Here is a 26,330-nt window from a genome sequence, read left to right as displayed (position 1 = left end):
GCGTTATTTTTCCTGATGTTCCGTTGATACCTTATCAGTAGGGCGTTTATCGTCATCGTCCAGCAATATATTCATTCCCTGACGTTCTAGATCTTCAAATTGCTCGGATTTAACCGCCCAAATAAAAACACCGACTGCGACGCAAACGAGCAGGATGGCTATGGGTATGAGAATGTACAAGCTTTCCATTACGGGGCATCCTTGAGCTTTTCAATGATATCTTTTTTAAATAGTCGCAGTGAGTTAGTAACAACAATGACCGAACTAGCGGACATGCCCGCAACGGCAACGTAAGGTGCGACAAAGCCTGCCATTGCAAGAGGAAGGATCACTACGTTGTATCCTAAAGCCCATGCAAGGTTCTGACGAATGATTTTTTGCGTAAACGCGGCGAGTTTACGTGCGTCGAGCAGCTTAGTGAGATCGTCACCGAGCAAAACCATGTCAGCGGACGCCTTGGCGACATCAGTCCCGCCCCCCATAGCGACAGATAAATGCGCCCCAGCGAGAACAGGAGCATCATTCACGCCATCTCCAATCATCATCGTTATTTGGTTATTGGGTAATGACTGCAGGTATTCGAGTTTTCCTTGTGGAGAGACATCAGCAACCACTTCATCAATGCCGAGTGCGTTTGCTACGGTGGTTGCGGTTTGGACGTTATCGCCCGTAAGCATGGTGACGCGGATGCCGGCATTATGGAATTGTTCAATCAGTGCCTTGCTGCTAGCGCGGACAGGATCAACAAGCTTAAACGATGCGATTGGTTGACCGTCACATGATAACCAAACTTGAGATGGACTATTTAGGGCAACCTCTGGTGCATTTAGTGCAAACGCGGGTTTACCGATTCGCCACTCTTGTCCGTCCAAATAACCTTTAAGTCCTTCGCCAATGACATTTTCTACGTCGGTGACACCTTCGGCTTGTGGATATCGATGAAAAGCAACAGCGATAGGGTGGTTAGCATAACTTTCTAACGCAGAAGCGATTGATAGTGCGGTGTCTTTGGTTACGTCGCTAAAAACGTCCGTTTCTGAAATGGAAATATTACCTTCAGTTAACGTGCCCGTTTTATCGATCACGACCCGATTAATCTTGGTTAGCGTTTCAAATACATGCCCGCGACGTAGCAAAATACCTAGCTTACCAAACGTTGAGGTTGAGCATGTGAGTGCTGTGGGCGTTGCCAACGAAAGGGCGCATGGGCATGTCGCAACGAGAACCGAAAGCATAATCCAAAATGCGTCATCTGGGCGATGGCCTTGCCAATACCACCAAGTACTCGCTGATATAATGAGAATCACAGCGACAAAATAGCGTGCGACGATATCAGCGATTTCGGCAAGCCTCGGTTTGGCAAGCTGTGCTTCGTCTTGCAACTGGACAATGTGTGCAATAAGGGAGTCTTTTTTCTCCGCCGTTACTTCAACATCGACATTGCCATCAATGTTCATTGTTCCTGCAAAAACAACATCTCCAAGATGTTTTGACTGAGGCAAGGATTCTCCGGTTAACATTGCTTCGTCCACCGTTGTTACACCACTTACGATGGTGCCATCAGCGGGGTAAGGTTCACCAGGAAGAACGCGTACAATATGCCCAAGTTTTAATGATTTAGCGGGAATTTGCTCACCAGATTGGAGCAAAGCAAGCTTGGGTACTAATTTGAGCAGGTTTGCACTGGCAGCTGCCGCTGTTCGTCTTGCACGCATTTCCAAAAATCTTCCTATCAAAAGGAAGAAAGTAAACATAGCGATAGATTCAAAAAAGACTTCGCCTTTCTCGGTGACAGTTGCATAGAGGCTGGCAAAATACGCAAATAACAATGCTATGGATACAGGTACATCCATCCCGAGTGTTCGCGCTTTAAGATTTCGCCATGCATTGACATAAAACGGCATCGCTGAGTAGAGCAGGACAGGGGTGGCAAAAATCAGGCTGACCCATCGAAAGTAGTTTCTGAATGTTTCATCCATGTCACCAAACACTTCGAAATACATGGCGACCGCCAGCATCATTACTTGCATGGTGGCCAAGCCAGCAACACCTAAGCGGTAAAGATACTGTTTCATTGTGTGGTGATATTGCGCTTCCTGATTATCTGCTTCGAACGGCGCAGCCTTGTATCCTAGCGCATGTATTTTTGCTAAAAGATCACTGAGTTTTGTTTTGGTAGGGTCCCAGCGTAAGGTTGCGCGATGTGTGGTTGTATTAACTTGAATACGTGACACACCGATCTGAGAGCTGAGCTGCTTTTCAATTAGCCATGCGCAGGCAGCACAAGACACACCATCTACAGACAGAACAACTTCGTCAATGCCGTTTTCGTGACGTACAAACTCTTGTTGGACATCTTCATTATCGTAAAGGCTGAGAGATTGTAATTCTTGAGGAACTAAATTGGCTTTTTCTGCCGGTTCTGTTCTGTATTCGTAATATGAAGTTAATCCGCTGGCAACAATGGTGGTTGCAACTGCTTGACAGCCAGGGCAACACATAATTTGCTTAATGCCGAGGATCTCGACTTGATAGGAGTCGCCAGTAAGCACCGGCTCTCCACAGTGGTAACAGTCTTTCGTCATTCCTTGCTCGAACCATACAACTTAATTGGGTCTGATGAAGGGAAGTTGGCGCGTCCATTGAGTGCCCAAGTTCCATCAAATGCATTAAGTTCAATATACCATGGTCCTTGGAGCGGTTCGTTGAGCGCGATTCGATAATTGCCAGTCGCGTCTGCATTTACCATTTGTTCAATGTCTTTGTTTGCCAATGTACGATGCTGAAACGTAACGCGAAGCGTTGGATACTGAGTTAGCTCGCCTTTGTCTAAAGCAAAGATTACTCTTTCTTGTTCGGTGGACAGAAATGCAGAGATATTGAGCTCATCGGCTTTGCGCAAACGAGTGAGATCCTGATTAATCCCTTTCCCTTCTTTATAGTAATCTTCTGCGACGAGAGAAACCTGATTTTTACTAAATAACGTAAACGTGAAGAGGCTGGCAACGACTACTGTGCCGGGAAGGGCAATCAGGAACCAAGGCCAAAACTGCTTATACCAAGGTTTGTTCATAACGCTTTCCTGTTTTTACACTGATCTTGGGTAAAAAGCCCCTGCAAGCAGGGGCTTAAAGGTGTTGCTGTTACTTATTTTTTGTTGTCAGCATTGCTGACGTCCCAAACATAGGCAGAGAGCAGTTGGATCTTATCTTCGTCCAAAATATTCTCCCATGCTGGCATTACACCTTGGCGGCCATAACGAATAGTTTCTTCAACGGCTTTGCGAGAGCCGCCGAATAGCCATACATTGTCCGTCAAATCAGGTGCACCAAATGCTGGGTTACCTTTACCATCAGTACCGTGACAAGCTGCACACACAACAAAACGTGTCTTACCTTTTGCTGCTTCTTGTGCATCAACTTTACGTCCTGAGAGGCTAAGGGTGTACGCTGCAACTTCTTTAACGCCGTCTGGGCCTAACGCATCCAGCCAAGCTGGCATGTTGCCGATACGGCCTTGTTGAATCGTTGCTTTAATGGTTTGAGGTTCACCACCATACAACCAAGCGTGGTCGGTAAGGTTAGGGAAGCCTGCTTGACCACGCGCATCCGAACCATGGCACTGCGCACAGTTTTGGATGAATAGGCGTTGGCCTACCTTAATTGCCTCTGGATTTTCTGCAATTTTGGTAATGTCTTGAAGCTCATCTGAACCTGGCTTGTATGCCAATTTCCGATACGTTTCACCAAAGATCGCATTCGCGGTAGACAATTCACGAGCGTATTGGTCAATACCTTCGCTGTTTGCCATCAACTGACGAGACTCTTCAATATTGTTTACGTCTTGTGCAGAGCTTTGCCAGTTAAACAACCCTTTGAAATTTCCCAACCCTGGGTAAAGTGCAAAATACACGATGCCAAAGACTAAGGTCGCCCAGAACATATAGGACCACCACTTCGGGAGTGGGTTGTTAAGCTCACGAATACCATCGTATTCATGGCCCATATCTTCACCTTCGGCGATACCGTCTAGGTCTTTGCTACACCAAATGATCAGTGCTGCACACCCAGCGATAGTGCCAAGGGTAATGACAGTGATAAATAGACTCCAAAATGTCGTCATTTGTTATCTTCTCCTGTCTTTTTGGGGCTCTCTTCCTCGTCAGCGAAGACAAGGTTTGCAGCTTCGTCAAATTCCTTTTTACGACGGCTGCTGTAAGCCCAGAGTACAATCCCAACAAATGCCAAAAAGATGACCAGTGTCCAGATACTATGGAATGATGCAATTTCCATAAAAGACCCCTTATTTCATCGCGTGGCCGAGAGATTGAAGGTAAGCAATGATTGCATCCATTTCTGTTTTGCCTTCGACATCCGCTTTCGCGTTAGCAATTTGCTCGTCGGTGTAAGGAACACCAAACATGTCTTTGAAAACAGTAAGCTTCTCTTGGGTATGTTCGCCGGTCAATACATTCTCAGCTAACCAAGGGAAGCCAGGCATGTTTGATTCAGGAACAACAGCCCTTGGATCAATCAGGTGAACACGGTGCCACTCGTCAGAGTAACGACCGCCAACACGTGCTAAGTCTGGGCCAGTACGTTTAGAACCCCATAAGAAAGGGTGTTCCCATACACTTTCGCCCGCGACAGAGTAGTGACCATAACGCTCAGTTTCTGCACGGAAAGGTCGGATCATTTGGCTATGACAAACGTTACAACCTTCACGGATGTAAATATCTCGTCCTTCCATTTCAAGCGCAGTATAAGGGCGTAGATTATCAACAGGCTCTGTCGTTTGTTTCTGGAACAAAAGAGGCGTGATCTCTACCAACGCACCAAAACTGATTGCAATGATGGTGAGAATGGCAAAAAGACCAACGTTCTTTTCAACTAATTCATGACGGCTAGAACTCATTCGTCAGTCTCCTTATGCTGCTTGCTCGACGGCTTTCAGACTGGCTTTTGGTGCGTTGATGGTTTTGTACGTGTTGTACGCCATCAAGAACATGCCAGACAAGAAGATCGCTCCGCCAACGAAACGTACGAAGTAGAACGGATAAGACGCTTCCAGTGACTCAACGAAACTGTAAGTCAGGGTGCCGTCAGTGTTTACTGCACGCCACATCAGGCCTTGCATTACACCAGAAATCCACATAGCTACGATGTAAAGTACGGTACCTACGGTTGCTAACCAGAAGTGAACGTTGATTAGGCTCAGAGAGTACATGCGTTCTTGACCAAACAGTTTTGGTATCAAGTGATAAACCGCACCAATGGAAACCATTGCTACCCAACCTAGCGCACCCGAGTGAACGTGGCCTATGGTCCAGTCCGTGTAATGGGAGAGAGCATTAACCGTCTTAATTGCCATCATCGGACCTTCAAACGTGGACATGCCGTAGAAAGACAGAGAAACAATCAGGAAGCGGAGTATTGGGTCATAGCGCAGTTTATGCCAAGCACCTGATAGCGTCATGATACCGTTGATCATTCCCCCCCAAGACGGTGCAAATAGGATCACTGACATCACCATACCCAGAGACTGTGTCCAGTCAGGGAGTGCAGTGTAGTGCAGGTGGTGAGGGCCAGCCCAAATGTAAAGAGAAACCAGTGCCCAGAAGTGGACAATGGACAAACGGTAGGAATAAACCGGACGACCCGCTTGTTTCGGTACGAAGTAATACATCATACCCAAGAAACCTGCGGTCAAAAGGAAGCCTACAGCATTGTGACCATACCACCATTGGATCATTGCATCGATTGCACCAGCGTAGATTGAATATGACTTCATTCCCGAGACCGGGATAGCCATACTGTTCACGATATGCAACACAGCAACGGTTAAAATAAATGCGCCAAAGAACCAGTTCGCAACGTAAATATGGGATGTTTTACGTTTAATCATGGTTCCAAAGAACACGACGGCATACGATACCCACACGACGGCGATAGCGATATCGATTGGCCACTCCAGCTCAGCGTACTCTTTACCGCTGGTATAACCCAGGGGTAGAGTGATCGCCGCAGACAGGATAATTGCTTGCCAACCCCAGAAGGTAAATTCAGCTAGCTTTCCTCCGAACAGGCGTGTCTGACAGGTGCGTTGAACAACATAATAGGATGTTGCAAATAGCGCACTGGTGCCGAATGCAAAGATAACTGCATTAGTATGCAGAGGTCTTAAACGGCTATAGGTCAGATACGGTACGTCGAAGTTTAGCGCAGGCCATACCAACTGAGCGGCAATAAGAACACCAACACCCATGCCCACAATGCCCCACAAAATCGTTACGAGGGTAAATTGACGGACAACGCGGTAGTTGTATTCCAGTTCAAGCTGCTTTTCTTGGCTCATATTGCATGCTTCCACTTTTTGATTACTACACTCACGTATACAAGTGACTCTATGGTCACAATGCCACCCAGAAGCAATGCAATGCGAATAGTGATTGAATTATGTCCACTTAATGCATTCCATTGCTATTTTGTTGTAAAAGTGGCATTTTCGGCAAAGATGATACTTCACTTAAGCAGTTAAATACAGGGTCATGCCCACACTTGGTTTACTCTTGGGTAACATTTCTATTAAAACTTTGAGCTCTGTAACACGGGAATAGCATAAATCTTATGGCAGCAGAAAAATTAACCACAGCTAGGCTTGTCCAAATATTGGTCGTTTTAAGCATATTGATCGGTGCTTTTGTTTGGCGAACTATCGAATATTCACCACAAACCAATAAGTTGGCATGTGAATTGGTTGCTCAAACTTGTTCTGTGTCTGTTAATGGCGAAACGGTAATAATAGTTGTTAATAAACAGGGTGATAGCTTGAGTGGGCTAGAGATCACGGCAAATAGAAAACCGACGTCATTAACATTGACGAATGCCGGTAAGAAAATTGAACTGAGTGACATTACGTCGGACGAAAATTCAGCAAACTCACATTATATTTACGCGGTGAATAATTCGAATGACAGCCCGTTAAGCGCAAACCTCATTTTAATCATTGATCAGGATCAAATTGAAATTAACTTTTAACCGCAAATTAATATATATGCGAATTGTATTAACAATTGCACGTTAGCCTTCAAAAAAATCTTGAAATGCCTAATAACTAAAAAGAATGGCTTGGAGCCTGCATTTATATTGGTGTCTGGTTTCGATTATTTCCAAAATAGAACGCTTGGCTTTGCAAGGATTGTGAGGTCGTCGAAGTAAGGTAGTGTATTAGTTCGGATGTCTCATTAGCTAAGTCAGCGTCACTTTCCGTATCACCCGCAGCGATATCAGACAATATAACGTGGTTAACTCTAGGCGTATCAGCTCGCTTATCAGCATTATGCGCGCGTTTACAAAGCTCTAAGTGAAGCGATTTTAACGTCAAACTCTCATCGTCTTGTTCAGGGAAAACAACGTAAGTAATGGACAGCGATGAATCTCGGTTCGTCGACTGATATCCGCAATCTGAGAGAAGAGCCTGGCAATAATCGTCATCAAGAAGGAGGGATTCTTTGATCGGCACCATAATGACTATGCCATGAACAGCCGAAATACAACGTTCTGACCAGTGATACTCAGCCGCCACTTCTTTGCTATTTAGTGATGTACAACGGCGAAACCTTACTCTGGGTTCTTCCGCCGCTAAAGCATACCCTAACTGCTCGTCATTGCTTAAAAAAACAACGTTGTTGCCGCGTTGCGCCAAACGCATGCTTAGCGATTGGCCGAGAGTTTGCTTTGCGTTAATTACGATATAGAGCTTGCTTTCCATAGCGGGCTATAAAATTCCGGACTGATTCGCTTATTCTATCGTCTATTGTCCGCATTTTCAGTGATTAAACGTAAAGAATGGTGTCTAACACTGGAGTTATCAGAACGAGGAGCGTTATTATTACCGCATTGATTAAAGCCAAAATCTGACCTTATGAGAATTGCCACATCTTCATCTTCACATGCGAATGCTGATATAGCTGTGCAGGAGATTTCGGAAGAGATCTTTCGCTCATTCGCTGCGCCGGACTTGGTGCTAGCGTATTACACCGAAACCCAAGATGTTAATACACTCATGTCAGCGTTGACGTCGACATTTCCTCACGCGCAAATAGTTGGCTGTTCATCCTGCCAAGGAACGATGACAGATAAAGGCTACCTCAGTGGGCACACCTTATCTGTGTTGGCAATTAAAGATCCACAAGGGACATACGGTTCCGCTGTCGTAGAGTTGGATGCGTCTATTGATGTCCACACTCAAGCACAAGAAGTCTTGAGAACAGCATTGGATAACAGTGGCAGACCCGGCGAGCTCCCAGCACTCATTACACTGCACACGACGCCTGGCCTTGAAGAGGTAGTGTTGCATGCGATTCGAAGCGAGTTAGGTGTCAACATACCTATCATTGGTGGCACAGCAGCAGACAACGCAATAGCAGGTTCTTGGTCACTTTTCGACAACGACACCATCACTGACAATGGCATATCGATGACCGTGTTTTTCCCTACTGCGCGCATTAGCTATGCGTTTCACAGTGGCTATGCGGCAACAGGAAAAAGTGCAGTTGCTACGCGCGTTGCGGGTAGAACATTACTAGAACTTGATGGTAAGCCCGCAGCATTGGTATATGCAGATTGGTATCGAGAAGAGACAGGACTTGTTATCGACAACAACGCGCTGTTTGCGGAATCAACCCTTTTTCCTCTTGGGCGGCAGACGGGTGAAATTCACAGTATGCCTTATTATACTTTGTCCCATCCTGCCGTAGTGTCAAAGGACAACGGAATAGAGATGTTCAGTACTATCCAAGAAGGGGAAACGGTTCATCTTATGTCTGGAACCACCGAAATGTTGGTGTCACGGGCAGGCAGGGTGGTGGACTCCGCAAATGAACATGATAGTCTCAAAAGAACGCCTATTGGCGGTATCGCAATATACTGCGCAGGCTGCATGCTACATGTAAAAGATGCTTTGCATGATGTTGCGGCTAATATGAGTCTGTCTATGCACGAAGCTCCCTTTATTTGCCCATTTACGTTTGGTGAGCAAGGGCAATTTCTAGGGGGTGAAATTGCGCATGGCAACTTAATGATTTCTGCGGTTTTATTTCATAAGGACGAGCTATGACAGGCGCCGTTTCAGAGAAGCTTCAGGAAACCTTGTTCGAGCTTAACCGAGTAGAAGAGCGCGAGCAGAAATTTCGAGAAGAAAACCGCGCGATTTTGTCTGCAATTTCAGCGATGTCAGGCGCAAGTAACAAAATTGAAGTCTTCAATACACTGCTTAAAGTGATTGAGCGTTACGTCGCGTTCGATAACGCACTGGTGCTGACAAGAAATAAAGATACTGAAGACCAATATTCCTGCTTAGTATCAACCTCTCCAGATGTCGAACGATTTTCATGGTGGGACGGCAATACATTTGCTCGTTGTGTAAATGGTCAAACCGTCATCCTCTACGCACCCGAACGTGTTAACGAGTTTTGTGTACTTTCTGACAGCGATTTTAAGCTATGCCGTTCAGCCCTAATTACGGGGATGGCAGTTAATGCTAGTGAATCGATCCTTTTGCTGTTTTCTTCAGAGCGGGGAGGTTTCGATCCGAAAGCCCAACAAGTTATTGAACGTTTTCGACCGCTTATTGAAAGGACGATAATCGATATTGATTATCGCGAACGTTTGCAGTGCTTGGTTTCAGTAAAGACGCAAGAACTGACTGCCAGTCGACAGCGCTTTAGAGATTTTGCAAAAACGGCAGGTGATTGGTTTTGGGAGATCAATAATAACCTTCAATTTACCTATTTATCTTCTCCGTCAAATGAGTCGTATACTGCCGAGCCACAAACCATCATGGCGCAGCTTAACCGCCAGCCAGAAGTAAAGCACAAATTACTTGATTTGATCCGTATGGAAAAACCTTTCTCTGAAGTTGAGTGGATGGTCTCTCAGCACAACAAAGAGCAATGGATAAGTCTTTCTGGTCGCCCATATTATGATAATCGAGGGCAGTGTCTCGGATTTCGTGGCACAGCGAAAGATATTACCGCCCGCAAGCAGCGGTTGCAGGAGTTACAACTTGCGCGCCGCCAAGCAGAATCTGCGAATGCCGCAAAATCCCAATTTCTTGCCATGATGAGCCATGAAATACGAACGCCTCTTAATGCGGTAATGGGATTACTTGATGCGTTAGAGCAATCGCCATTGCAAGAAGATCAAATCACGTGGATTAAACAAATGGACAGATCAGCGCAACTGCTGCTGACCATTATCAACGATGTACTCGATCTTTCGCGCATAGAGTCAGAACGCTTTTCCCTTCATCCGGAAAATATAAACCCACGTGACAGTGTCACCGTTGTATTTAGTCAATTGCAAGATAGCTGTGATGCAAAAGGTATATCGTTGGAGTCTTCCATCGATAACTCAGTACCCAAAACCATCTTCCAAGATGGCAATCGTTTCGCACAGATATTACTTAACCTTGTCGGAAATGCTGTTAAGTTTACCGATGAAGGTAAGGTGAAAGTGATGATGCGTTCCGATAATGACCGTTTGATTTTGTCCGTTGAAGACACGGGTATTGGCATATCTTCAGACAGAAAAAATGCGATATTTCAGCCATTTATTCAAGCAGATGGCAGTATTACCCGTAAGTACGGTGGCACAGGATTAGGGCTTTCCATCTGTAAAAAGCTTGTAGCTATGATGAACGGAAGTATCGAATTTGAGAGTGAACCTGGGGTCGGAACAACGTTTAATATAAATATCCCTTTGGTTAAACCTTCTCAGGTTGAGCAAATGAAAAATGAATCTCACAAAGAAGAGGCGATGGATTCTCTAAATATACTGGTCGCTGAAGACAGTAAAGCGAACCAAATGGTTGTAAAATTAATGCTTGAAAAGGCAGGACATAAGGTTGTTGTAGCCAATAACGGCCAAGAAGCCATTGATATTTTAGAAAACCAAGCGGCACATTTCGATATGGTGTTGATGGACATGTCTATGCCTGTGCTTTGTGGGATCCAAGCAACCAAGCAACTTCGTGAGCGTGGCTATCAACTGCCAATTATTGCGCTTACCGCTAACGCTATGAATGAAGATAAAGAAAAATGCTTGGGGGCAGGAATGGATGATTTTATTACAAAACCCATACGCTCCGTGGTATTAAAGCAAGCACTTCAGCGTAATATCATTCGATAAGTGACAATGTAACATTTCTATTTGTGCTTGTTTCCTAACAGAAAAGTTTGGAACGCCTCAGCAATTGGCGATAGGCGTTTCTCTTTTCTGTGTACCAAATACCAATGCCGTAAAATAGGGAAATGTTCCACGTCTAAAATGCACAAGCGATTCGATTCAATTTCTAAGTCGATTGTGTGCCTCGAAACAATGCCCAAGCTCAATCCCGCAGATACTGCTTGTTTGATCGCCTCACTGGCTGTCATTTCCGCCGCGATGTTCAGTGAAAGACCTTGGTTGTGGAAAAACTTCTCTATTGAAAAACGGGTGCCCGATCCTTGTTCTCTGACAACCATTGGCTCTTTTGCTATGGCCTCAAGGGGGATTTTTGATGCGTTACAAAAAGGGTGATTAATCGGGGCAATAACGACAAGCGGATTTTCCATAAATACCGTGGTAACGAGATCTAGCTCTGCTGGCGGTTTGCCCATGATGGCTAAGTCACAATGGTTGAACTTGAGATCCTTAAGAAGGTTCTCTCTATTCGTGACGTTGAGTCTTATTGTAATGTCAGGATGTTGTTGCGAAAACATGGCGAGAAGATTTGCAGCAAAGTAATTGGCTGTACTTGCGACAGTGATACTGAGCTTACCGCTTGATAATGATTTCATGTTTTCAAACGCATCTTCCGCATCTCTAAGTTGTTGAGATATGCGTTCGCAGTAACCTATCAATTCTTCTCCTGCGGCTGTCAAAAACAGTGTCTTACCCAATTGCTCAAATAATGGCAGCCCAATGTTGTCTTCAAGTTGTTTTATTTGCATCGAGACAGCAGGTTGCGTGAGGTGAAGCTCTTCAGCCGCTCTTGTGTAGCTGGAATGAGTAGCAACCGCCTGAAAAATATTTAGCTGTCTTAATGTCAAATGCATAGCATGTCCTTAACCAAAATCGAGATGAGTGAAGCAAGAGTTTCGCTGCTTCAAAAAGCACCATTAGTGCGCACCTCTAGTTAGAGAAGCAAAGAGCGATGGTAATATTTCCGGTAGTCGCTCGACACTTTCTAAAACAGAAAAGTGTCCTTTACCAAAGACTTGGGATACATAGGCATCCGCATCTGGGTCAATCGTCAAACAAAATGGAATGATGCCTTCGGTATTTAATTCGTCCACCGCCTTTTTAGTATCAGCATGAAGATATTGCGGATCCCTGACATCTACATCAGACGGTTCTCCATCACTTACTAGCAACAGTAGCTTTTTGCGTTGAGGTTGTTGAGACAAAAATGTTTTTGCATGTCGCAACGCCGGCCCCATTCGTGTCGATAAACCGGCCTTTAATCCGATCAATCTTGCTTTCGCGTCGTTGTCATAGTCATCCTCAAAATCTTTGACTCTGTGATATTGGACATCACTCCTGCCATTTGACGAAAACCCATGTATCGCGAAAGGGTCTCCGATTTCATCGACGGCACCTGCCAGTATCGCTGTTGCTTCTTTTGCGACGTCCAAGATAGAAAGATCATCGTCTCGACCGGAAATGGTGTCCAATGTTGATTGTGATAAATCGAGTAAAACGAGGACAGACAAGCTTCTGTCTTGACGAATTAGGCGTTGGTCAATGTTCATATCGGGAAGGGCACCACGCCGAATTTCCTTTATCGCATCTATCGCAGCATCCAAATCCAAGCTGTCACCTTCGTATTGTTTTCGTAGGCGAATCAGTCCTTTTGGTTGCAGGGCTTCAATCATTGCACGTAGTTTTCGTTGAAGCGTTTTTCGTTTGGCAATCAGAGATTCAAGATCATGGTGACTGGATTTTGTCACGGAGCGTTCAGTGAGTGTCACCCAGTTCGGTTTATAACTGTTTGCTGTGTAATCCCATTCAGAATAGTAAAAGGGGGCAGAGATCTGATGACGTCCCTCCAGTGTGTTTAAACTGATGTTTTCCGGATCGCCATCTCTGAAAAATTCTGATTCTAGTCGCCAAATCTCCTGGGCATCATCATCTGCAAGTTCACAGTCAATTTCATTCACCATCTCCATAACATTAACCGTACGCAGTGTTTGTTCATCCATGGTGGAAATCCATTCATCAAACTCGTCCACTTCATCAACCCACATAAACTGATTGTCGTCTCGATACGTAAATATATCAGTAATTTGAAGTGTTACAGTGTCACCTATTTCGAAGTTGTTTTTTATGCTGGTGGCCAACCAGCACCCTAGGGATTCGACCGATCTTTTTTGTTCAAATGACTTCGGCAATAAGATGAGTTGGCTAAAGCGATTTTGGCATTCCACGATAATCGGATTATCAGTACAACGTGTTTCCGGCTTTAAGAGCGTTATTGCAAGTTTTTGCAAAAAGCACTCAAAAGAAGAAGATGCCAGTTTTCCTTGGTTGGATAACAGGGGCAGCCATAAGTTTTGTAATCCCTTGAAATCTGCCACTGCTAAGAATTCAATTCGAGCATCTTCGATCAATTCAACACAGAATCGTTGAAAATCTGTGAAGCCTGATGGAGAACGACGGTGCCCAAATTTTAATTGCGCCGCGCAATGCGCTGCAGCAGCCCGATAACACGTTTTCGCATCAATGGTTTTATGCCCTGTTTGCAGGTGATCCAGTGCATCGGGTAGGAAAATTGTCATCCCTTTTATCGTTGGGGATTGCATGAATTGATGGGCCTCAGCGTCCTCTTTCTCTCCATGGGCGTGAGTAAGACGGGGACGAATGAAGAAATCCTGATCCCAAATAGCGCGCAAATAAAATTGAAGATGTCGTTGAACATCTATCAACAGGACACCGGGTCGTTGGTGCTGAAAAATGGTTTGGCTTTCTGTAGAGGCGAGAGAAAAGTACGCATTGAGGGCAGCATTATCATGGGCATGTGACTTTGCGCCAATAAAGGCCCAATATCTCAAGCCTCTAATATTCACAGAGGCCAGGCATTTATCAGCACGTAAGAAAAACAGATTTAAACATCGTGGCGCTGTAGAGGCCAAAAACTCGACTGTTTCCAAATAGATGATTAAAGACTCACGTGTTCGTAATCGCTCCGCAACCATTGGAAGCGAGTTAAGGAATTGGCATAGACGCTCAGTTCCCATCCATTCTAGGAGGTTCTTTATACTACTTGTTATTAATCGTGTTACGTCATCATATATATGAATGTGGACAGCTGGCACCATCAATATAAATGCGGCGAGTGATTTATCTGATTGCTTTGAACTTAATGACTCTGAAATATATGATAAATAGTCATCTAATTCTTGGCCTTGCATCAAAGGCTCAGATTCAAGAAGCCCAACTTGTACTGCATGCTTTAGTTCATCGCTTCGTAATGCTACTTGATGCTCAATTCTTTTTAGTTGGGTTCTTTGTTTTGTATCCATTATATTCGCCTCTGTATTTTTACCACTCCATAATAACGTCATATTTTTACAGTATTTTCTTTGGTTTTTGGCGTTGAGGGATGTTCTTAATATCTAGCACAAGGCTTATACCATCTCAGCAAGTTGCTCTAAATACAACTGTGTTTTCTTATGGCAATAATAAGCAAAAATATTGAAGCACGCTCCGGAGATAAGTGTACATCGAAGCCGGAGTGTCTAAATCCTCAATAAAACATGATGATAAGTTCAATTTTTTGGTGATCGCTGAGCGTCGGATAAGAATGATTGATTAGATCGTAAAGGAAAACTGATTGGCTTGTTCTAAGCGTGGTGATTAGCGTGTTGCTATTCAATTATCTATTAAAAATATATCAATAACGAACTATCAATGACTGAATACGAATTTAACTTCATATTTATTAGCGTTTTAGATGCTTAAAAAGGATATTTATACATGAATAGTAATACGCATGTCGCTCACGAACTTTTACCTCAGGAAGAAACTCATCGTTTAAATGAATCATCAAATGAAATTCACAATGATTGTTCAAATGCATTAAGAATTCTTGCCGTTGATATGGTACAGAACGCCAATTCTGGTCATCCCGGTGCGCCAATGGGAATGGCTGATATTGCGACTGTACTTTGGCGTGAGTTTTTAAAACACAATCCATCAAATCCATCTTGGGCCAACAGAGACCGATTTGTACTTTCGAATGGCCATGCTTCTTGTTTGTTATATAGCTTGTTACACCTGACCGGTTACGAGGTGTCGGTTGATGATTTAAAACGTTTTAGACAATTGGGCGCGAACACGCCGGGCCATCCCGAAGTAGGAGTAACGCCGGGCGTTGAAACAACAACAGGCCCATTGGGACAAGGGTTAGCGAATGCGGTTGGCATGGCATTGGCTGAAAAAACGCTGGCTGCGCAATTCAATCGACCAGGTTTTGATATTGTCGATCACTACACCTACGTCTTCTTTGGTGACGGATGCTTGATGGAAGGGATATCCCATGAAGTATGCTCTTTAGCAGGGACGTGGAAGCTATCAAAGCTCATTGCTTTTTATGACGATAACGGTATTTCGATAGATGGCAATGTTGAGGGATGGCTAACGGACAACACGCCAGAGCGTTTCCGGTCATACGGCTGGAATGTTATTGAAGAGGTCGATGGGCACGATCATCACGCTATCAGAGAAGCCATTCGGAATGCGCAGGCTGAAGCCGATAAGCCAACATTAATCTGTTGTAAAACCGTTATAGGAAAAGGCTCACCAACCAAAGAAGGCACACATGGGATCCATGGTTCTCCGCTAGGAGAAGTGGACATTAGAGAAACAAGAAATGCGTTGCGTTGGCGTGACGGTCCATTTGAAATTCCATTGAAAACAAAAACATATTGGGATGATAAAGAGCAGGGGGAGCTTAGGGAAAATCTTTGGCATTCAACATTTTCTACCTATAGCGAACAGCATCCCGAGCTTGCCAACGAGTTTCTTCGTCGGCTCGACTCACAATTACCAGCGTCGTGGTCTGCGAATACTGAGTCTCTGATTACAGACACTGCGCTTGCTGCAGAAAGTCTGGCAACCCGACAATCTTCACAACAGGTTTTGAACGCTATCGGCCCTCCGTTACCTGAAATTATTGGCGGTTCTGCTGATTTAAGCCCCTCTAACAATACCTTTTGGCAGGGCGCATTGGATAACACTCCACTCACTCCTGAAGGAAACTACATTCGCTTTGGTGTCAGAGAGTTTGGGATGGGGGCAATTGCCAATGGCCTCGCACTTCATGGCGGGTTTATCCCTTACTGCGCAACGTTTTTGGTTTTTTCTGACTATATGCGGAACGCGATTCGGATTGCGGCACTATCAAAAATTCACGCTGTATTCGTGTTTACACATGATTCGATAGGACTCGGTGAAGATGGACCAACCCACCAGCCAATTGAGCACCTTACTAGCTTTAGGGCAATGCCAAGCGTTAAGGTTTGGCGTCCATGCGATAGTGTAGAAACCGCGGTGGCATGGAAGGCGTCAATAGAAGATAACAGTGGTCCTCATATCCTCGTTTTGTCTCGCCAAAGTTTGCCATATCAATTACGACGTGCAGATCAATTGCCTTTGATTCATCGAGGTGGATACATTTTGAGGGAACATGAAGGAGCGTTACATGAAGATCCTGACGTCATTCTTCTCGCCACCGGTTCAGAAGTTACTTTAGCGGTTGAAGCGGCCATATTACTAAACAGAAAGTCCATCCGAGCCAGAGTCGTGTCTTTCATCTGTAATGACGTGTTTGATTGCCAGGATGACCAGTACAAAGAAGAAGTCCTTCCATCACATGTCGATTGCCGGGTGTCAATCGAAGCGGGATCGACTTTATGCTGGCACAAATACCTCGGTAACAAAGGTGTAGCTATTGGTATTGACTCATTTGGTGAGTCGGCCCCCGCCGATCAGCTTTACGCACACTTTGGACTAACGATTGAAAACATTGTTAATAAAGCCGAACAGCGTTTCAATTCATAGTGTAACGCGAAGGTATCTTTCAATGGGGGGGAGAGCGAAACGTCCGCGTTTCTGCTCTCCGCTTGTTTCCTCTGTCTATTAAATTTCTCCTCGGTTTACCAAATTTCTCTCCATCGAGATCAATCCCTCTTCCCCTTAAAGACTTTTGCCGTGAGCTTCATTTAACAGCCAAGTTGCTGGAAAACAACTAACCACTCTTAGTGATAACTGGAAACTTACTTAAGATCAGTCGCAATAACTTTTTTTACGCCACATATGTAATTTATTGTATTTTAAAGCAAAAAAAATCACTCACAGTTGGCATCATCATTGCTGTTACAAAAAAGCACGATTCAAATCCAAAAAGTACGCACACAAAACAATAAATATAAATCTATCCAGAAAAGCCTCCCATTACGGGGAAGGCGCAGCTTTACCAAAATCCGCTCACGCTGACGTTGTATACCTTACGCACAGCATCAGGAAGAAGCAGAAAGGAGTAAGCAATGAGCAATAACGTAGAAGCACTCTTGTCGCGCTATTTATACCGCCGAGAAAGGCTAATAGACATGCTAATAGCGATACAAGAGACGGAAGGATTTATCTCAGATAGCTCGGTGAATGCACTGGCGTCGGGGTTAAATCTTTCTCCTTTAGACGTAAGAGAAACACTTTCTTTTTATCACTTCCTGCACGACTCGCCAGCTGGGAAAAACACGATTTATCTGGCTGATACGGTCATCGCGAGGATGAAAGGCTATGACGATGTCAAAGCGGCACTGGAAGACGCGACGGGATGTCAGTTTGGCGAAGTGAGTGAAGATGGTGCGTTTGGGCTTTACGATACGCAATGCATCGGATTGTCTGACCAAGAGCCTGCTATGTTGGTTAACGGCATACCTTTTACCGATTTAACACCGGACAAAATTAAAATGCTCATTGCGGCGTTTAAATCTGGCGTTTCCCCTGAAGCGTTAGCCAATCCTGATGACCATCCAGAACATTCTCTAGCGTATATAGATGGTCTGATTGATGCGAATATTCGCCAATCCGGCCCCATATTTTTCGGCGAACCGTTAGACATAGATAGCGTGATACGTGACGCTGTCACACTATTGCCCATGGAAGTCATTGACGCCACAAGCACGTCCAAGCTTAGAGGCCGAGGCGGGGCGGGGTTTTCTGCGGGGCTAAAATGGCGACTTTGCCATGACGCTGTAGGAGAAACGAAATACGTTATCTGTAACGCCGATGAAGGTGAACCAGGCACATTTAAAGATCGCGTGATATTGACGAAGTGTCCTGAACAAGTATTTGCCGGAATGATCATCGCAGGGCATGCCATCGGCGCACGAGAAGGTATTCTCTACCTTCGCTATGAATATCGCTATCTCGTGCCTTATCTCGAAACCACCTTATTGTCTCTTAGAGAGCGTGGCCTTCTTGGCACTGGGGTCGGTGGAAATCCGAATTACCACTTCGATATCAGAATCCAGCTAGGCGCAGGTGCGTACATCTGCGGCGATGAATCTGCCTTGATCGAATCGTGTGAAGGAAAGCGCGGAACGCCTCGCGTGAAACCTCCGTTTCCCGTTCATCAAGGATTTAAAGGATGCCCAACGGCTGTCAATAATGTGGAAACACTGGCCAATGTCGCGCGCATATTTGAGCAAGGTGCTCGATGGTATGAAGCGATGGGAACCGCAGAATCAGCAGGTACGCGATTAATCAGTGTTTCAGGTGATGTGGAGAAACCCGGCGTCTATGAAATCGAGTGGGGAGTCACGCTAAAAGATGTCTTGGAGTTGGTCGGCGCAAAAAATCCGCGTGTTGCGCAGATTAGTGGTCCTTCAGGTGAGTGCGTCTCGGTAGCGAAAGATGAAAACCGCGTCTTTTCTTACAACGACCTTTCCTGTAACGGTTCTCTTATGGTGTTTAGTTATGAGCGAAACCTTCTCGATATTGTCAGGCAGTTTATCCATTTCTTTGTCGAAGAGTCGTGCGGTATATGTACGCCTTGTCGAGCAGGTAATGTTGAACTCTATAACAAAGTCTCACTGATCATCGAGGGTCGGGCCGTTGAACAGGATCTTGATGAGATCTTTGAATGGTCAAAGATCATTCGTGGCGCAAGCCGCTGTGGTCTGGGAACGACCTCGCCCAAGCCAATTCTTACCTCGCTGCAGGCCTTCCCTGAAGAATATAAGCAAAAACTGGTTGAGCAGAATGGGCCGCTTTTAGCCTCTTTCGACCTCAATGCTGCGTTACATGAATTTACCGTGGCGACAGACACGCTTCAGGGAACTGAAACCACCCAGACTGTGGAGGTATCGAAATGAAGATCACGTTAACGATCGACGGAAAAAGCATCACCGCAGAAGAGAATCAAATGCTGGTCGATGTGGCGGCTGACAACGACGTTTATATCCCAACTCTATGCTATCAACGCGGTAAACCTTGTCTCGGTACCTGTCGAGTGTGCACCTGCAAAGTCAACGGCAATAACGCCGCCTCATGCACAGTCCCGGTAACTGATGGGATGGTGGCGGAAGTGAATGAACCTGAAACACGGGATATTCGCAAGGCTCTGATAGAAATGTTGTTTGTTGAAGGTAAGCACAACTGCCCAAGTTGTGAAAAAAGCGGGCGTTGCGATTTACAAGCGGTCGGGTATGAGACTGGCATGATGGTGTCTCGATTTCCTTACCGTTTTCCTGTCACACAAGCTGATTTTCAATCGAAAAAAATATGGCTTGAGCGTGACAGGTGCATTTTTTGCCAGCGATGTGTTGAGTTTGTTCGCGATAGAGAAAGCGGGCAGAAAATATTCAATATTCATGGGCGAGGAGCAGATGCGCGGATTGATATCGACATCATGCTGGCTGACAAAATGCCAGATGAACAAGTGGTTGAGGCAATGGAGCTCTGCCCAGTTGGTTGCATTTTGAAGAAAGGCGTGGGTTTTGACGCCCCAATTGGTAGACGCAAATTTGAAATTGCATCTGTACGTGACCGTGTAACAGGGAGTGATGGAAAATGAGCATGGAACAAACTGATTCAAATACAATCTTTTCTCATGAATTGCCTTGCACCCCGTTAGATAAAGAAAGTGAGCAACTTCGTGAAGGAAAAATCAAGGTCGCGATGATAGGGCTCTGCGGCTGTTGGGGCTGCACGCTTTCTTTTCTGGATATGGACGAACGTATCCTAGGACTACTCGATAAAGTGACCATCACCCGTTCATCAATTACAGACGTGAAGCGGATTCCCGAACGTTGCACGATCGGATTCATTGAAGGCGGTGTCGCGAACGACGAGAACATCGAAACGCTCGAACATTTTCGTGAAAATTGCGACATCCTGATTTCCGTCGGTGCTTGTGCCGTGTGGGGGGGCGTACCCGCTATGCGCAATCAGGTATCGCTGACGGAATGTTTGGATGAAGCTTATATTTCCTCCCCGACACGGGTAGTTGGTTCAGAGAATGTGATTCCCCATGTCGACGTGCCGAAAATCACCACCAAAGTATATCCCGCCCATGAAGTTGTGAAGATGGACTACTTCATTCCAGGGTGCCCGCCAGACGGCGATGCAATCTACAAAGTGCTGGATGATTTGGTCAATGGACGTGAGGTGGATTTGCCTACCTCAGTGAATCGATACGATTAAAGGGAGAAAGGACATGAGCAAAACATTGGTCATTGACCCAGTCACACGAATAGAAGGGCACGGCAAAGTCACCCTGCAGTTGGATGACAACAACCAAGTGACGGATGCTCGACTACAAGTGATCGAGTTTCGTGGTTTTGAAAAATTCATTCAGGGCCATCCGTATTGGGAAGCCCCAATGCTGTTGCAACGCATCTGTGGCATTTGCTTCGTTAGTCACCATCTGTGTGGTGCTAAAGCGTTAGATGACATGGTCGGTGTGGGATTGAAAGATGGCATATCTATGTTGCCAACACCTGAAAAGGTGCGACGACTGGGTCACTATGCACAGCAGTTGCAGTCTCACGTTACCGCCTATTTCTATCTAATAGCACCAGAGATGGTATTTGGTATTGAATCGGCACCCGAGAAACGAAATGTTTTGGGCTTGGCAGAGGCCAATCCTGAGCTGGTGAAGCGAGTCATTCAATTGCGAAAATGGGGACAAGAACTGATTGTGTCTGTTCTCGGTAAGCGCATGCACGGAATCAGTTCAATTCCGGGAGGTGTGAACAGTAACCTTAGCATTGAAGAGCGAGACAAGTTCCTGAAGGGGAATGACGACTTGCTTTCTATCGATGAAGTGATTGATTACGCCCAAGATGCCTTAAGGCTGTTTTATCAGTACCACGAAAGTCATCGAGAAGAGATCGATAATTTCGGTGTGGTGAAAGCCTTGGACATGTGCCTTGTCGATGACAACGGTGACGTGGACTACTATCACGGCAAAATGCGGGTGGTCGATGAGAACAAACAAGTTGTCCTTGAGATAGATTATCACGACTATCTCGATCACTTTGCTGAAGCCACAGAGTCTTGGAGCTACATGAAATTCCCTTACCTCAAAGCGTTGGGGAGAGAGGCAGGCTCAGTCCGAGTAGGTCCGTTGGCCAGATTGAACGTGACGCGCCGCTACAACACGCCGTTGGCACAGGAAGCTCTGGAGCGTTTTCACGCTTACACCAACGGCAAGTCCAACAATATGACCTTGCACACCAATTGGGCGCGAGCCATTGAAATTCTCCATTCTGCCGAATTAATAAAAGAATTGCTGAACGACCCAGAGTTGCAAGGTGACGATTTAATTATCACGCCTCCTCAGGGCGGTTGGACTGGTGAAGGCGTGGGCGTCGTAGAAGCACCTCGCGGCACTTTACTTCACCATTATCGGGCTGATGAAGCGGGCAACATGACCTTTGCGAACCTGATTGTTTCGACGACGCAAAACAACAAGGTTATCAATCGAACCGTACAATCTGTCGCGCAAGACTGGATTTCAGGAAAGCCTGAAATTACCGAAGGAATGATGAACGCGATTGAAGTAGGGATTCGAGCATACGATCCCTGCCTTAGCTGCGCTACGCATGCCATGGGGCAGATGCCGCTTCATATTTCGCTTGTCGATGCAGAAGGATGCCTACTTGATGAAAAGTTCAGATAACGTGATTAACGTGAACGATTTCGACGTGATCTACGGCATTGGAAATATTGGTCGACAAGACGATGGGCTAGGCTGGGCCTTTATCGATGCTATTGAGCCAGATGCCGCCTCTCATCAGAAATTGGTGCGTCACTATCAGCTGTTTTTTGAAGACGTAGACTTGATTCGTCGCCATAAGCGTATCTTGTTTGTCGATGCCACCAAGGATGTGACAACGTCACAGTATAGAATGGAACGTGTTCTACCCAAGCTTGATGATAGCTTTACGTCCCACGCAATCTCTGTTCAGTCAATTCTTGCGATGTGCCATCAGTGCTATCAAGCACATCCTGACGTGTGGCTATTAACCATCCGAGGTAATAGCTGGGAATTGTCCCTCGGTTTAACCCCAATGGCGACTCAAAACCTGGCTTTAGCATTGGAAGCGGTGAGATCTCATGGCGTTTACGACACAGAAAGTGCAGCCGAAGCTCTCCACAAACGACCAAATCAAATCAGAACTCAACATATCGATTGCACAAGGATTTCAACATGAATATACCCAATGAAACGAATGTAGTTCGCCTTATTTTGGATGCACCGATTGGGCGATATATCGGCGAGGACGGTGCAAAAGTGTTGGCTCAGCAAGCAGCAACCGAGATAAGTTTGACCGATGGCGACTTCCTCTATCGCGCTGGCGATGTGGCAAATAGCTTTTACATCGTTACCTCTGGTCGCTTGGCGTTTTGTCGGGAAAACAAAAGCACCGGAAAAGTCAGTTTACTTCACACCTTGAACCAAGGTGACCTGATTGGCGAGTTGAGCTTTATCGATGGCGAACCAAGAACGATTTCCGTTCAGGCGTTAGGTGAGGCGAGCGTGCTTTGTTTTAATCGCGAAGACATCGATCCGCTGATCACAACACACCCTAAATTGGTCTTTGATTTTATGCGAGCGGTCGTCAAACGTGTCCACCATACCGTGGCGGCGATAGGTCAGCAGCAAGCAGAACTGGCAGACTACATCGCCACTGGCGGTAAAGGGCGGTACTGACGAGTTAGTAACAAAGATTTTTGAGTTAAAAACCCCATAAATCCACCTTTCCGGTTTTCCCCTCTAAGAGCAATCGACGAGGGGATTTTTTTAACCATTCGCTGGCTGCTAAGTTTCCAATTATCGAGAAAACTGGAAAGTAATCTTCCATTCAGTAAGCGTTCTGTTAAATCCTCCCTTATACCTAAAATTGTTGTGGGTATTGCGAAGCCCTTATATATAGATGCTTTTCATGAAATACCGAACGTCATTCCTAACTTGGCACGTAACGTGCTGAAGACTACAGAGCATAACGTACACACCGTCATAAGGCTGAGTTTGACATGAAAGTCTGACGGAAAGAGGGAGTTGCCGTATGCACGAGTTATCAATCTGCCAAAGCATAGTGAACACACTGAAGTCCCATGCTGAAGATCATCAGTTTTCACGGGTTTTGTGTCTGCGCTTGGACATCGGGCAGTTTGCTGGAGTTGAAGTGGAGGCGTTGCGGTTTTGTTTCCCTGTCGTTGCGTTAGGTACCTTGGCTGAAGAAGCGGAATTAAAAATTAACATCGTACCGGCTCAGGGTTGGTGTGATAACTGTCAACGCACAATGACTATGCAAGCGCGCTATTCCCCCTGTATGAACTGCGGAAGTCACGGACTGACGTTATCAGCAGGAGAGGATATGCGAATCGCGGAAGTGGAGGTTGAGTAATGTGTACCGTCTGTGGCTGTAACGACAGCAGTATTGAAAATCATCACCATCATCACCATCATCACGATGATCACGCTCGTCACGACCACCATTATGGTGAAGGTATTGCTGGGGCCCATGTACCTGGGCTCAGTCAGTCTCGTATGGTGAGTATTGAACAGAACATTTTGGCTCACAATGATCAATATGCTGCTGAAAATAGGGAACTATTTATCGCCAATGGGCAATTGGTTCTTAACCTTGTTTCAAGTCCGGGCTCTGGTAAAACCACGTTACTGGTTAATACCCTCACCATACTTAAAACCACCCAGTCAGTTGCAGTCATAGAGGGGGACCAACAAACCACGAATGATGCCGAGCGCATTCGAGCGACTGGGGTTCCCGCCATTCAAGTCAATACAGGGAAAGGTTGTCATCTGGATGCACACATGGTCGGTCATGCCGCTCATGATCTCCAATTAAAAGCGAATACCTTACTGTTTATAGAGAACGTTGGAAATCTAGTCTGTCCCGCGGCGTTTGATCTCGGAGAGTACTGCAAAGTAGCAATTCTTTCGGTGACGGAAGGCGAAGACAAACCGCTCAAATACCCCAACATGTTTGCTGCTTCTGATCTGGTGATCTTGAACAAGATCGACCTACTGCCTTATGTGTCATTTGATATGGCTGCGTGTCGGGAAAACATCCTTCAGGTTAATCCTAACGCCGTGATTATTGAGCTGTCATCGACGACAGGTGAGGGTATGGCAGTTTGGCTTGATTGGCTAAAAGAGCAGCATGTAATCGCGTTAGAACGCCAGAACAAAGCTTCTGACATGGATGTGGTCCAATTCTTTGATCCACGCGAAAACTCGAAAAACAGCGACCCACGTTGTCTTTAAAAGAAGTGGTGCAATTATGCAACGCACGCGATTACCGATAGTACTGATCGTAGATGACGAACCCATGTCACTACAGGCATTGCGACGTGTTTTGGAGGAGGACTTTAGTGTTCTTACCGCTGACAATGTTGCAGATGCACAAAAGGTGCTGTCGGAGATCCCCGTCCAAGTTGTGGTATCAGACCAGAAAATGCCGGACATGAGCGGCACTGATTTTCTCGCCAATGTGCGCAAGCAGTGGCCTGATGTGATACGCATTATCCTCTCTGCATACACGGATCCAAACGATCTGATTCACGGGATTAATGAAGCTGGGATCTATAACTTTATTCCCAAGCCATGGCAGCCGGAACACCTCACTCTTACGTTAAAAAATGCCGTTCGTCTCCATACACTTCAGCAAGAAAATGAACAGCTTAATATCGAACTAAAGCTCACTGCACCTTCGTGGGACAGCAAACTTCAGCAAAAACGTGCTGAGCTCAAACATCGTCACCATTTCGACAACATTATTTGTGCTGACGATAGTCCAATGACAGCACTGTGCCAACAGGTTGCGCGAATTGCGCCTTATGACATTCCTGTATTGGTCACTGGCGATTCAGGAACGGGGAAAGAACTAATTACCCGAGCAATCCATTACAGCAGCCATCGCGCAGATAAGCCATTTGTCACCGAAAACTGTGGAGCGATGCCAGTTCAGCTGTTGGAAAGCGAGCTATTTGGCCATGCGAGAGGTGCTTTTACGGGGGCGACAACAGAACGGATAGGCCTTCTTGAGCAAGCCGACGGTGGGACGGTGTTTCTCGACGAAATTGGCGATACATCTCTGGAGTTTCAGGTAAAGCTACTGCGATTCCTCCAAGAAGGGGAAATGCGTCCTCTTGGTAGTAATCGAAGTCGGAAGGTCAATGTTCGGATTATCTCCGCCACGAATCGAAACTTAGAGAAGGAAGTGCTGGCGGGGCGGTTTCGTGAAGATCTTTACTATCGTCTCGCTGCTGTGCCTATTCATGTGCCGCCGCTTAGGGAGCGCAGCATGGATATTGCCGTTATCGCGGAAAGTATCCTGAAACATCATGTTCTTGCATACAGCAAGCCCGTTGAAGGGTTTAGCGATGAAGCTCTTGAGTGCATGTCAGCCTATCACTGGCCAGGGAATGTCAGAGAGTTAGAAAACGAAGTTAGGCGAATGCTCGTTATGACGGATTCAACTGTGCTCGGTGCGGATTTACTTTCCGCCAAAGTGTTGCAAGAAACGTGTGGCGAACTCCCTGCTTTAGACCAAGAGAAAACGGATGAAGGAAGCCTTAAGGATCGCGTGGAACGATTGGAAGCACGAATACTCAAGCAGACGCTCATTCGTCAAAAGTGGAATAAAAGCAAAGCCGCACTAGAGCTTGGACTATCCAGAGTGGGGTTAAGAGCGAAGCTCGAACGTTACGGGCTCGAGCAAGACAAAGTGAAAAACGAATAAGGAAGCGATC

The 26,330-nt window shown here is 45.7% G+C and carries 23 protein-coding genes; 13 read left to right on the top strand and 10 right to left on the bottom strand.

Annotation, left to right across the window (positions count from 1 at the left end; all coding sequences use genetic code 11):
- Positions 1-3: 3 nt before the first annotated feature.
- The 7 genes from ccoS to ccoN all read right to left on the bottom strand — a co-directional run bounded on the left by ccoS (position 4) and on the right by ccoN (position 6,354).
- Positions 4-189 (bottom strand): cbb3-type cytochrome oxidase assembly protein CcoS, encoded by a 186-nt coding sequence (ccoS, locus tag LRP49_RS05875; RefSeq protein ID WP_274140867.1) that lies wholly within the window; start codon positions 187-189, stop codon positions 4-6.
- Positions 189-2,585, bottom strand: coding sequence for a heavy metal translocating P-type ATPase (locus LRP49_RS05870; protein ID WP_274140866.1), 2,397 nt, complete (start codon positions 2,583-2,585; stop codon positions 189-191). The genes ccoS and LRP49_RS05870 overlap by 1 nt, the downstream gene beginning before the upstream one ends.
- Entirely contained in the window at positions 2,582-3,073 is a 492-nt protein-coding gene (locus LRP49_RS05865) for a FixH family protein (protein ID WP_274140865.1), read from the bottom strand. Before LRP49_RS05865 ends, LRP49_RS05870 begins: the two co-directional genes overlap by 4 nt.
- Before the next feature lie 74 nt (positions 3,074-3,147).
- Positions 3,148-4,122, bottom strand: a complete 975-nt coding sequence (gene ccoP, locus LRP49_RS05860; protein ID WP_274140864.1) for a cytochrome-c oxidase, cbb3-type subunit III — start codon at positions 4,120-4,122, stop codon at positions 3,148-3,150.
- Complete coding sequence (locus LRP49_RS05855; protein ID WP_274140863.1) at positions 4,119-4,292, bottom strand: cbb3-type cytochrome oxidase subunit 3; 174 nt, start codon at positions 4,290-4,292, stop codon at positions 4,119-4,121. The genes ccoP and LRP49_RS05855 overlap by 4 nt, the downstream gene beginning before the upstream one ends.
- A gap of 10 nt (positions 4,293-4,302) precedes the next feature.
- Entirely contained in the window at positions 4,303-4,914 is a 612-nt protein-coding gene (gene ccoO / locus LRP49_RS05850) for a cytochrome-c oxidase, cbb3-type subunit II (protein ID WP_274140862.1), read from the bottom strand.
- A gap of 12 nt (positions 4,915-4,926) precedes the next feature.
- Positions 4,927-6,354 (bottom strand): cytochrome-c oxidase, cbb3-type subunit I, encoded by a 1,428-nt coding sequence (gene ccoN / locus LRP49_RS05845; RefSeq protein ID WP_274140861.1) that lies wholly within the window; start codon positions 6,352-6,354, stop codon positions 4,927-4,929.
- 272 nt (positions 6,355-6,626) lie between these two features.
- Here ccoN and LRP49_RS05840 point away from each other — a divergent pair, with 272 nt between their 5' ends.
- Positions 6,627-7,037: a hypothetical protein gene (locus LRP49_RS05840; RefSeq protein ID WP_274140860.1), complete on the top strand. Its 411-nt coding sequence runs from the start codon at positions 6,627-6,629 to the stop codon at positions 7,035-7,037.
- A gap of 103 nt (positions 7,038-7,140) precedes the next feature.
- Here LRP49_RS05840 and LRP49_RS05835 read toward each other — a convergent pair whose 3' ends face one another.
- Positions 7,141-7,770, bottom strand: a complete 630-nt coding sequence (locus LRP49_RS05835) for a hypothetical protein (RefSeq protein WP_274140859.1) — start codon at positions 7,768-7,770, stop codon at positions 7,141-7,143.
- Positions 7,771-7,923: 153 nt separating this feature from the next.
- On the opposite strand from LRP49_RS05835, the gene LRP49_RS05830 reads away from it, so the two are divergent.
- Both LRP49_RS05830 and LRP49_RS05825 read left to right on the top strand, forming a co-directional pair.
- Positions 7,924-9,117 carry an FIST signal transduction protein gene (locus LRP49_RS05830; RefSeq protein WP_274140858.1) on the top strand — a complete coding sequence of 398 codons (1,194 nt, stop codon included), beginning with the start codon at positions 7,924-7,926 and terminating at the stop codon, positions 9,115-9,117.
- The gene (locus tag LRP49_RS05825; RefSeq protein ID WP_274140857.1) at positions 9,114-11,189 is read left to right on the top strand and encodes an ATP-binding protein; all 2,076 of its coding nucleotides are present in this window, start codon (positions 9,114-9,116) and stop codon (positions 11,187-11,189) included. Before LRP49_RS05830 ends, LRP49_RS05825 begins: the two co-directional genes overlap by 4 nt.
- 17 nt (positions 11,190-11,206) lie before the next feature.
- On the opposite strand, the gene LRP49_RS05820 is transcribed toward LRP49_RS05825, so the two are convergent.
- A complete protein-coding gene (locus tag LRP49_RS05820; protein WP_274140856.1) occupies positions 11,207-12,097 on the bottom strand; it encodes a LysR family transcriptional regulator in 891 nt (296 codons plus the stop codon).
- A 63-nt stretch (positions 12,098-12,160) separates the two neighbouring features.
- Positions 12,161-14,563, bottom strand: a complete 2,403-nt coding sequence (locus tag LRP49_RS05815) for a nitric oxide reductase activation protein NorD (protein WP_274140855.1) — start codon at positions 14,561-14,563, stop codon at positions 12,161-12,163.
- A gap of 454 nt (positions 14,564-15,017) precedes the next feature.
- On the opposite strand from LRP49_RS05815, the gene tkt reads away from it, so the two are divergent.
- The 10 genes from tkt to LRP49_RS05765 all read left to right on the top strand — a co-directional run bounded on the left by tkt (position 15,018) and on the right by LRP49_RS05765 (position 26,320).
- Positions 15,018-17,102 carry a transketolase gene (gene tkt, locus LRP49_RS05810; RefSeq protein ID WP_274140854.1) on the top strand — a complete coding sequence of 695 codons (2,085 nt, stop codon included), beginning with the start codon at positions 15,018-15,020 and terminating at the stop codon, positions 17,100-17,102.
- Positions 17,103-17,587: 485 nt separating this feature from the next.
- Positions 17,588-19,420, top strand: coding sequence for an NAD(P)H-dependent oxidoreductase subunit E (locus LRP49_RS05805; RefSeq protein ID WP_274140853.1), 1,833 nt, complete (start codon positions 17,588-17,590; stop codon positions 19,418-19,420).
- The gene (locus LRP49_RS05800) at positions 19,417-20,121 is read left to right on the top strand and encodes a 2Fe-2S iron-sulfur cluster-binding protein (protein WP_274140852.1); all 705 of its coding nucleotides are present in this window, start codon (positions 19,417-19,419) and stop codon (positions 20,119-20,121) included. Before LRP49_RS05805 ends, LRP49_RS05800 begins: the two co-directional genes overlap by 4 nt.
- Positions 20,118-20,750 (top strand): NADH-quinone oxidoreductase subunit B family protein, encoded by a 633-nt coding sequence (locus LRP49_RS05795; protein WP_274140851.1) that lies wholly within the window; start codon positions 20,118-20,120, stop codon positions 20,748-20,750. Before LRP49_RS05800 ends, LRP49_RS05795 begins: the two co-directional genes overlap by 4 nt.
- A gap of 13 nt (positions 20,751-20,763) precedes the next feature.
- The gene (locus tag LRP49_RS05790) at positions 20,764-22,230 is read left to right on the top strand and encodes a Ni/Fe hydrogenase subunit alpha (protein WP_274140850.1); all 1,467 of its coding nucleotides are present in this window, start codon (positions 20,764-20,766) and stop codon (positions 22,228-22,230) included.
- Entirely contained in the window at positions 22,214-22,765 is a 552-nt protein-coding gene (locus LRP49_RS05785; RefSeq protein ID WP_274140849.1) for a hydrogenase maturation protease, read from the top strand. Before LRP49_RS05790 ends, LRP49_RS05785 begins: the two co-directional genes overlap by 17 nt.
- Positions 22,762-23,265, top strand: coding sequence for a Crp/Fnr family transcriptional regulator (locus LRP49_RS05780; RefSeq protein WP_274140848.1), 504 nt, complete (start codon positions 22,762-22,764; stop codon positions 23,263-23,265). The genes LRP49_RS05785 and LRP49_RS05780 overlap by 4 nt, the downstream gene beginning before the upstream one ends.
- A gap of 355 nt (positions 23,266-23,620) precedes the next feature.
- A complete protein-coding gene (gene hypA, locus LRP49_RS05775; RefSeq protein ID WP_274140847.1) occupies positions 23,621-23,962 on the top strand; it encodes a hydrogenase maturation nickel metallochaperone HypA in 342 nt (113 codons plus the stop codon).
- On the top strand, positions 23,962-24,843 hold the full coding sequence (hypB, locus tag LRP49_RS05770; RefSeq protein WP_274140846.1) for a hydrogenase nickel incorporation protein HypB: 882 nt from the start codon (positions 23,962-23,964) through the stop codon (positions 24,841-24,843). The genes hypA and hypB overlap by 1 nt, the downstream gene beginning before the upstream one ends.
- A 16-nt stretch (positions 24,844-24,859) precedes the next feature.
- Positions 24,860-26,320, top strand: coding sequence for a sigma-54-dependent transcriptional regulator (locus LRP49_RS05765; protein WP_274140845.1), 1,461 nt, complete (start codon positions 24,860-24,862; stop codon positions 26,318-26,320).
- Positions 26,321-26,330: the final 10 nt, after the last annotated feature.

The sequence above is a fragment of the Enterovibrio qingdaonensis genome (genome assembly GCF_028683135.1).
Classification (GTDB): Bacteria; Pseudomonadota; Gammaproteobacteria; order Enterobacterales; family Vibrionaceae; genus Enterovibrio; species Enterovibrio qingdaonensis.
Note: the sequence above shows the minus strand (reverse complement) of the source record. Positions and strands in the feature narration are given on the sequence as shown.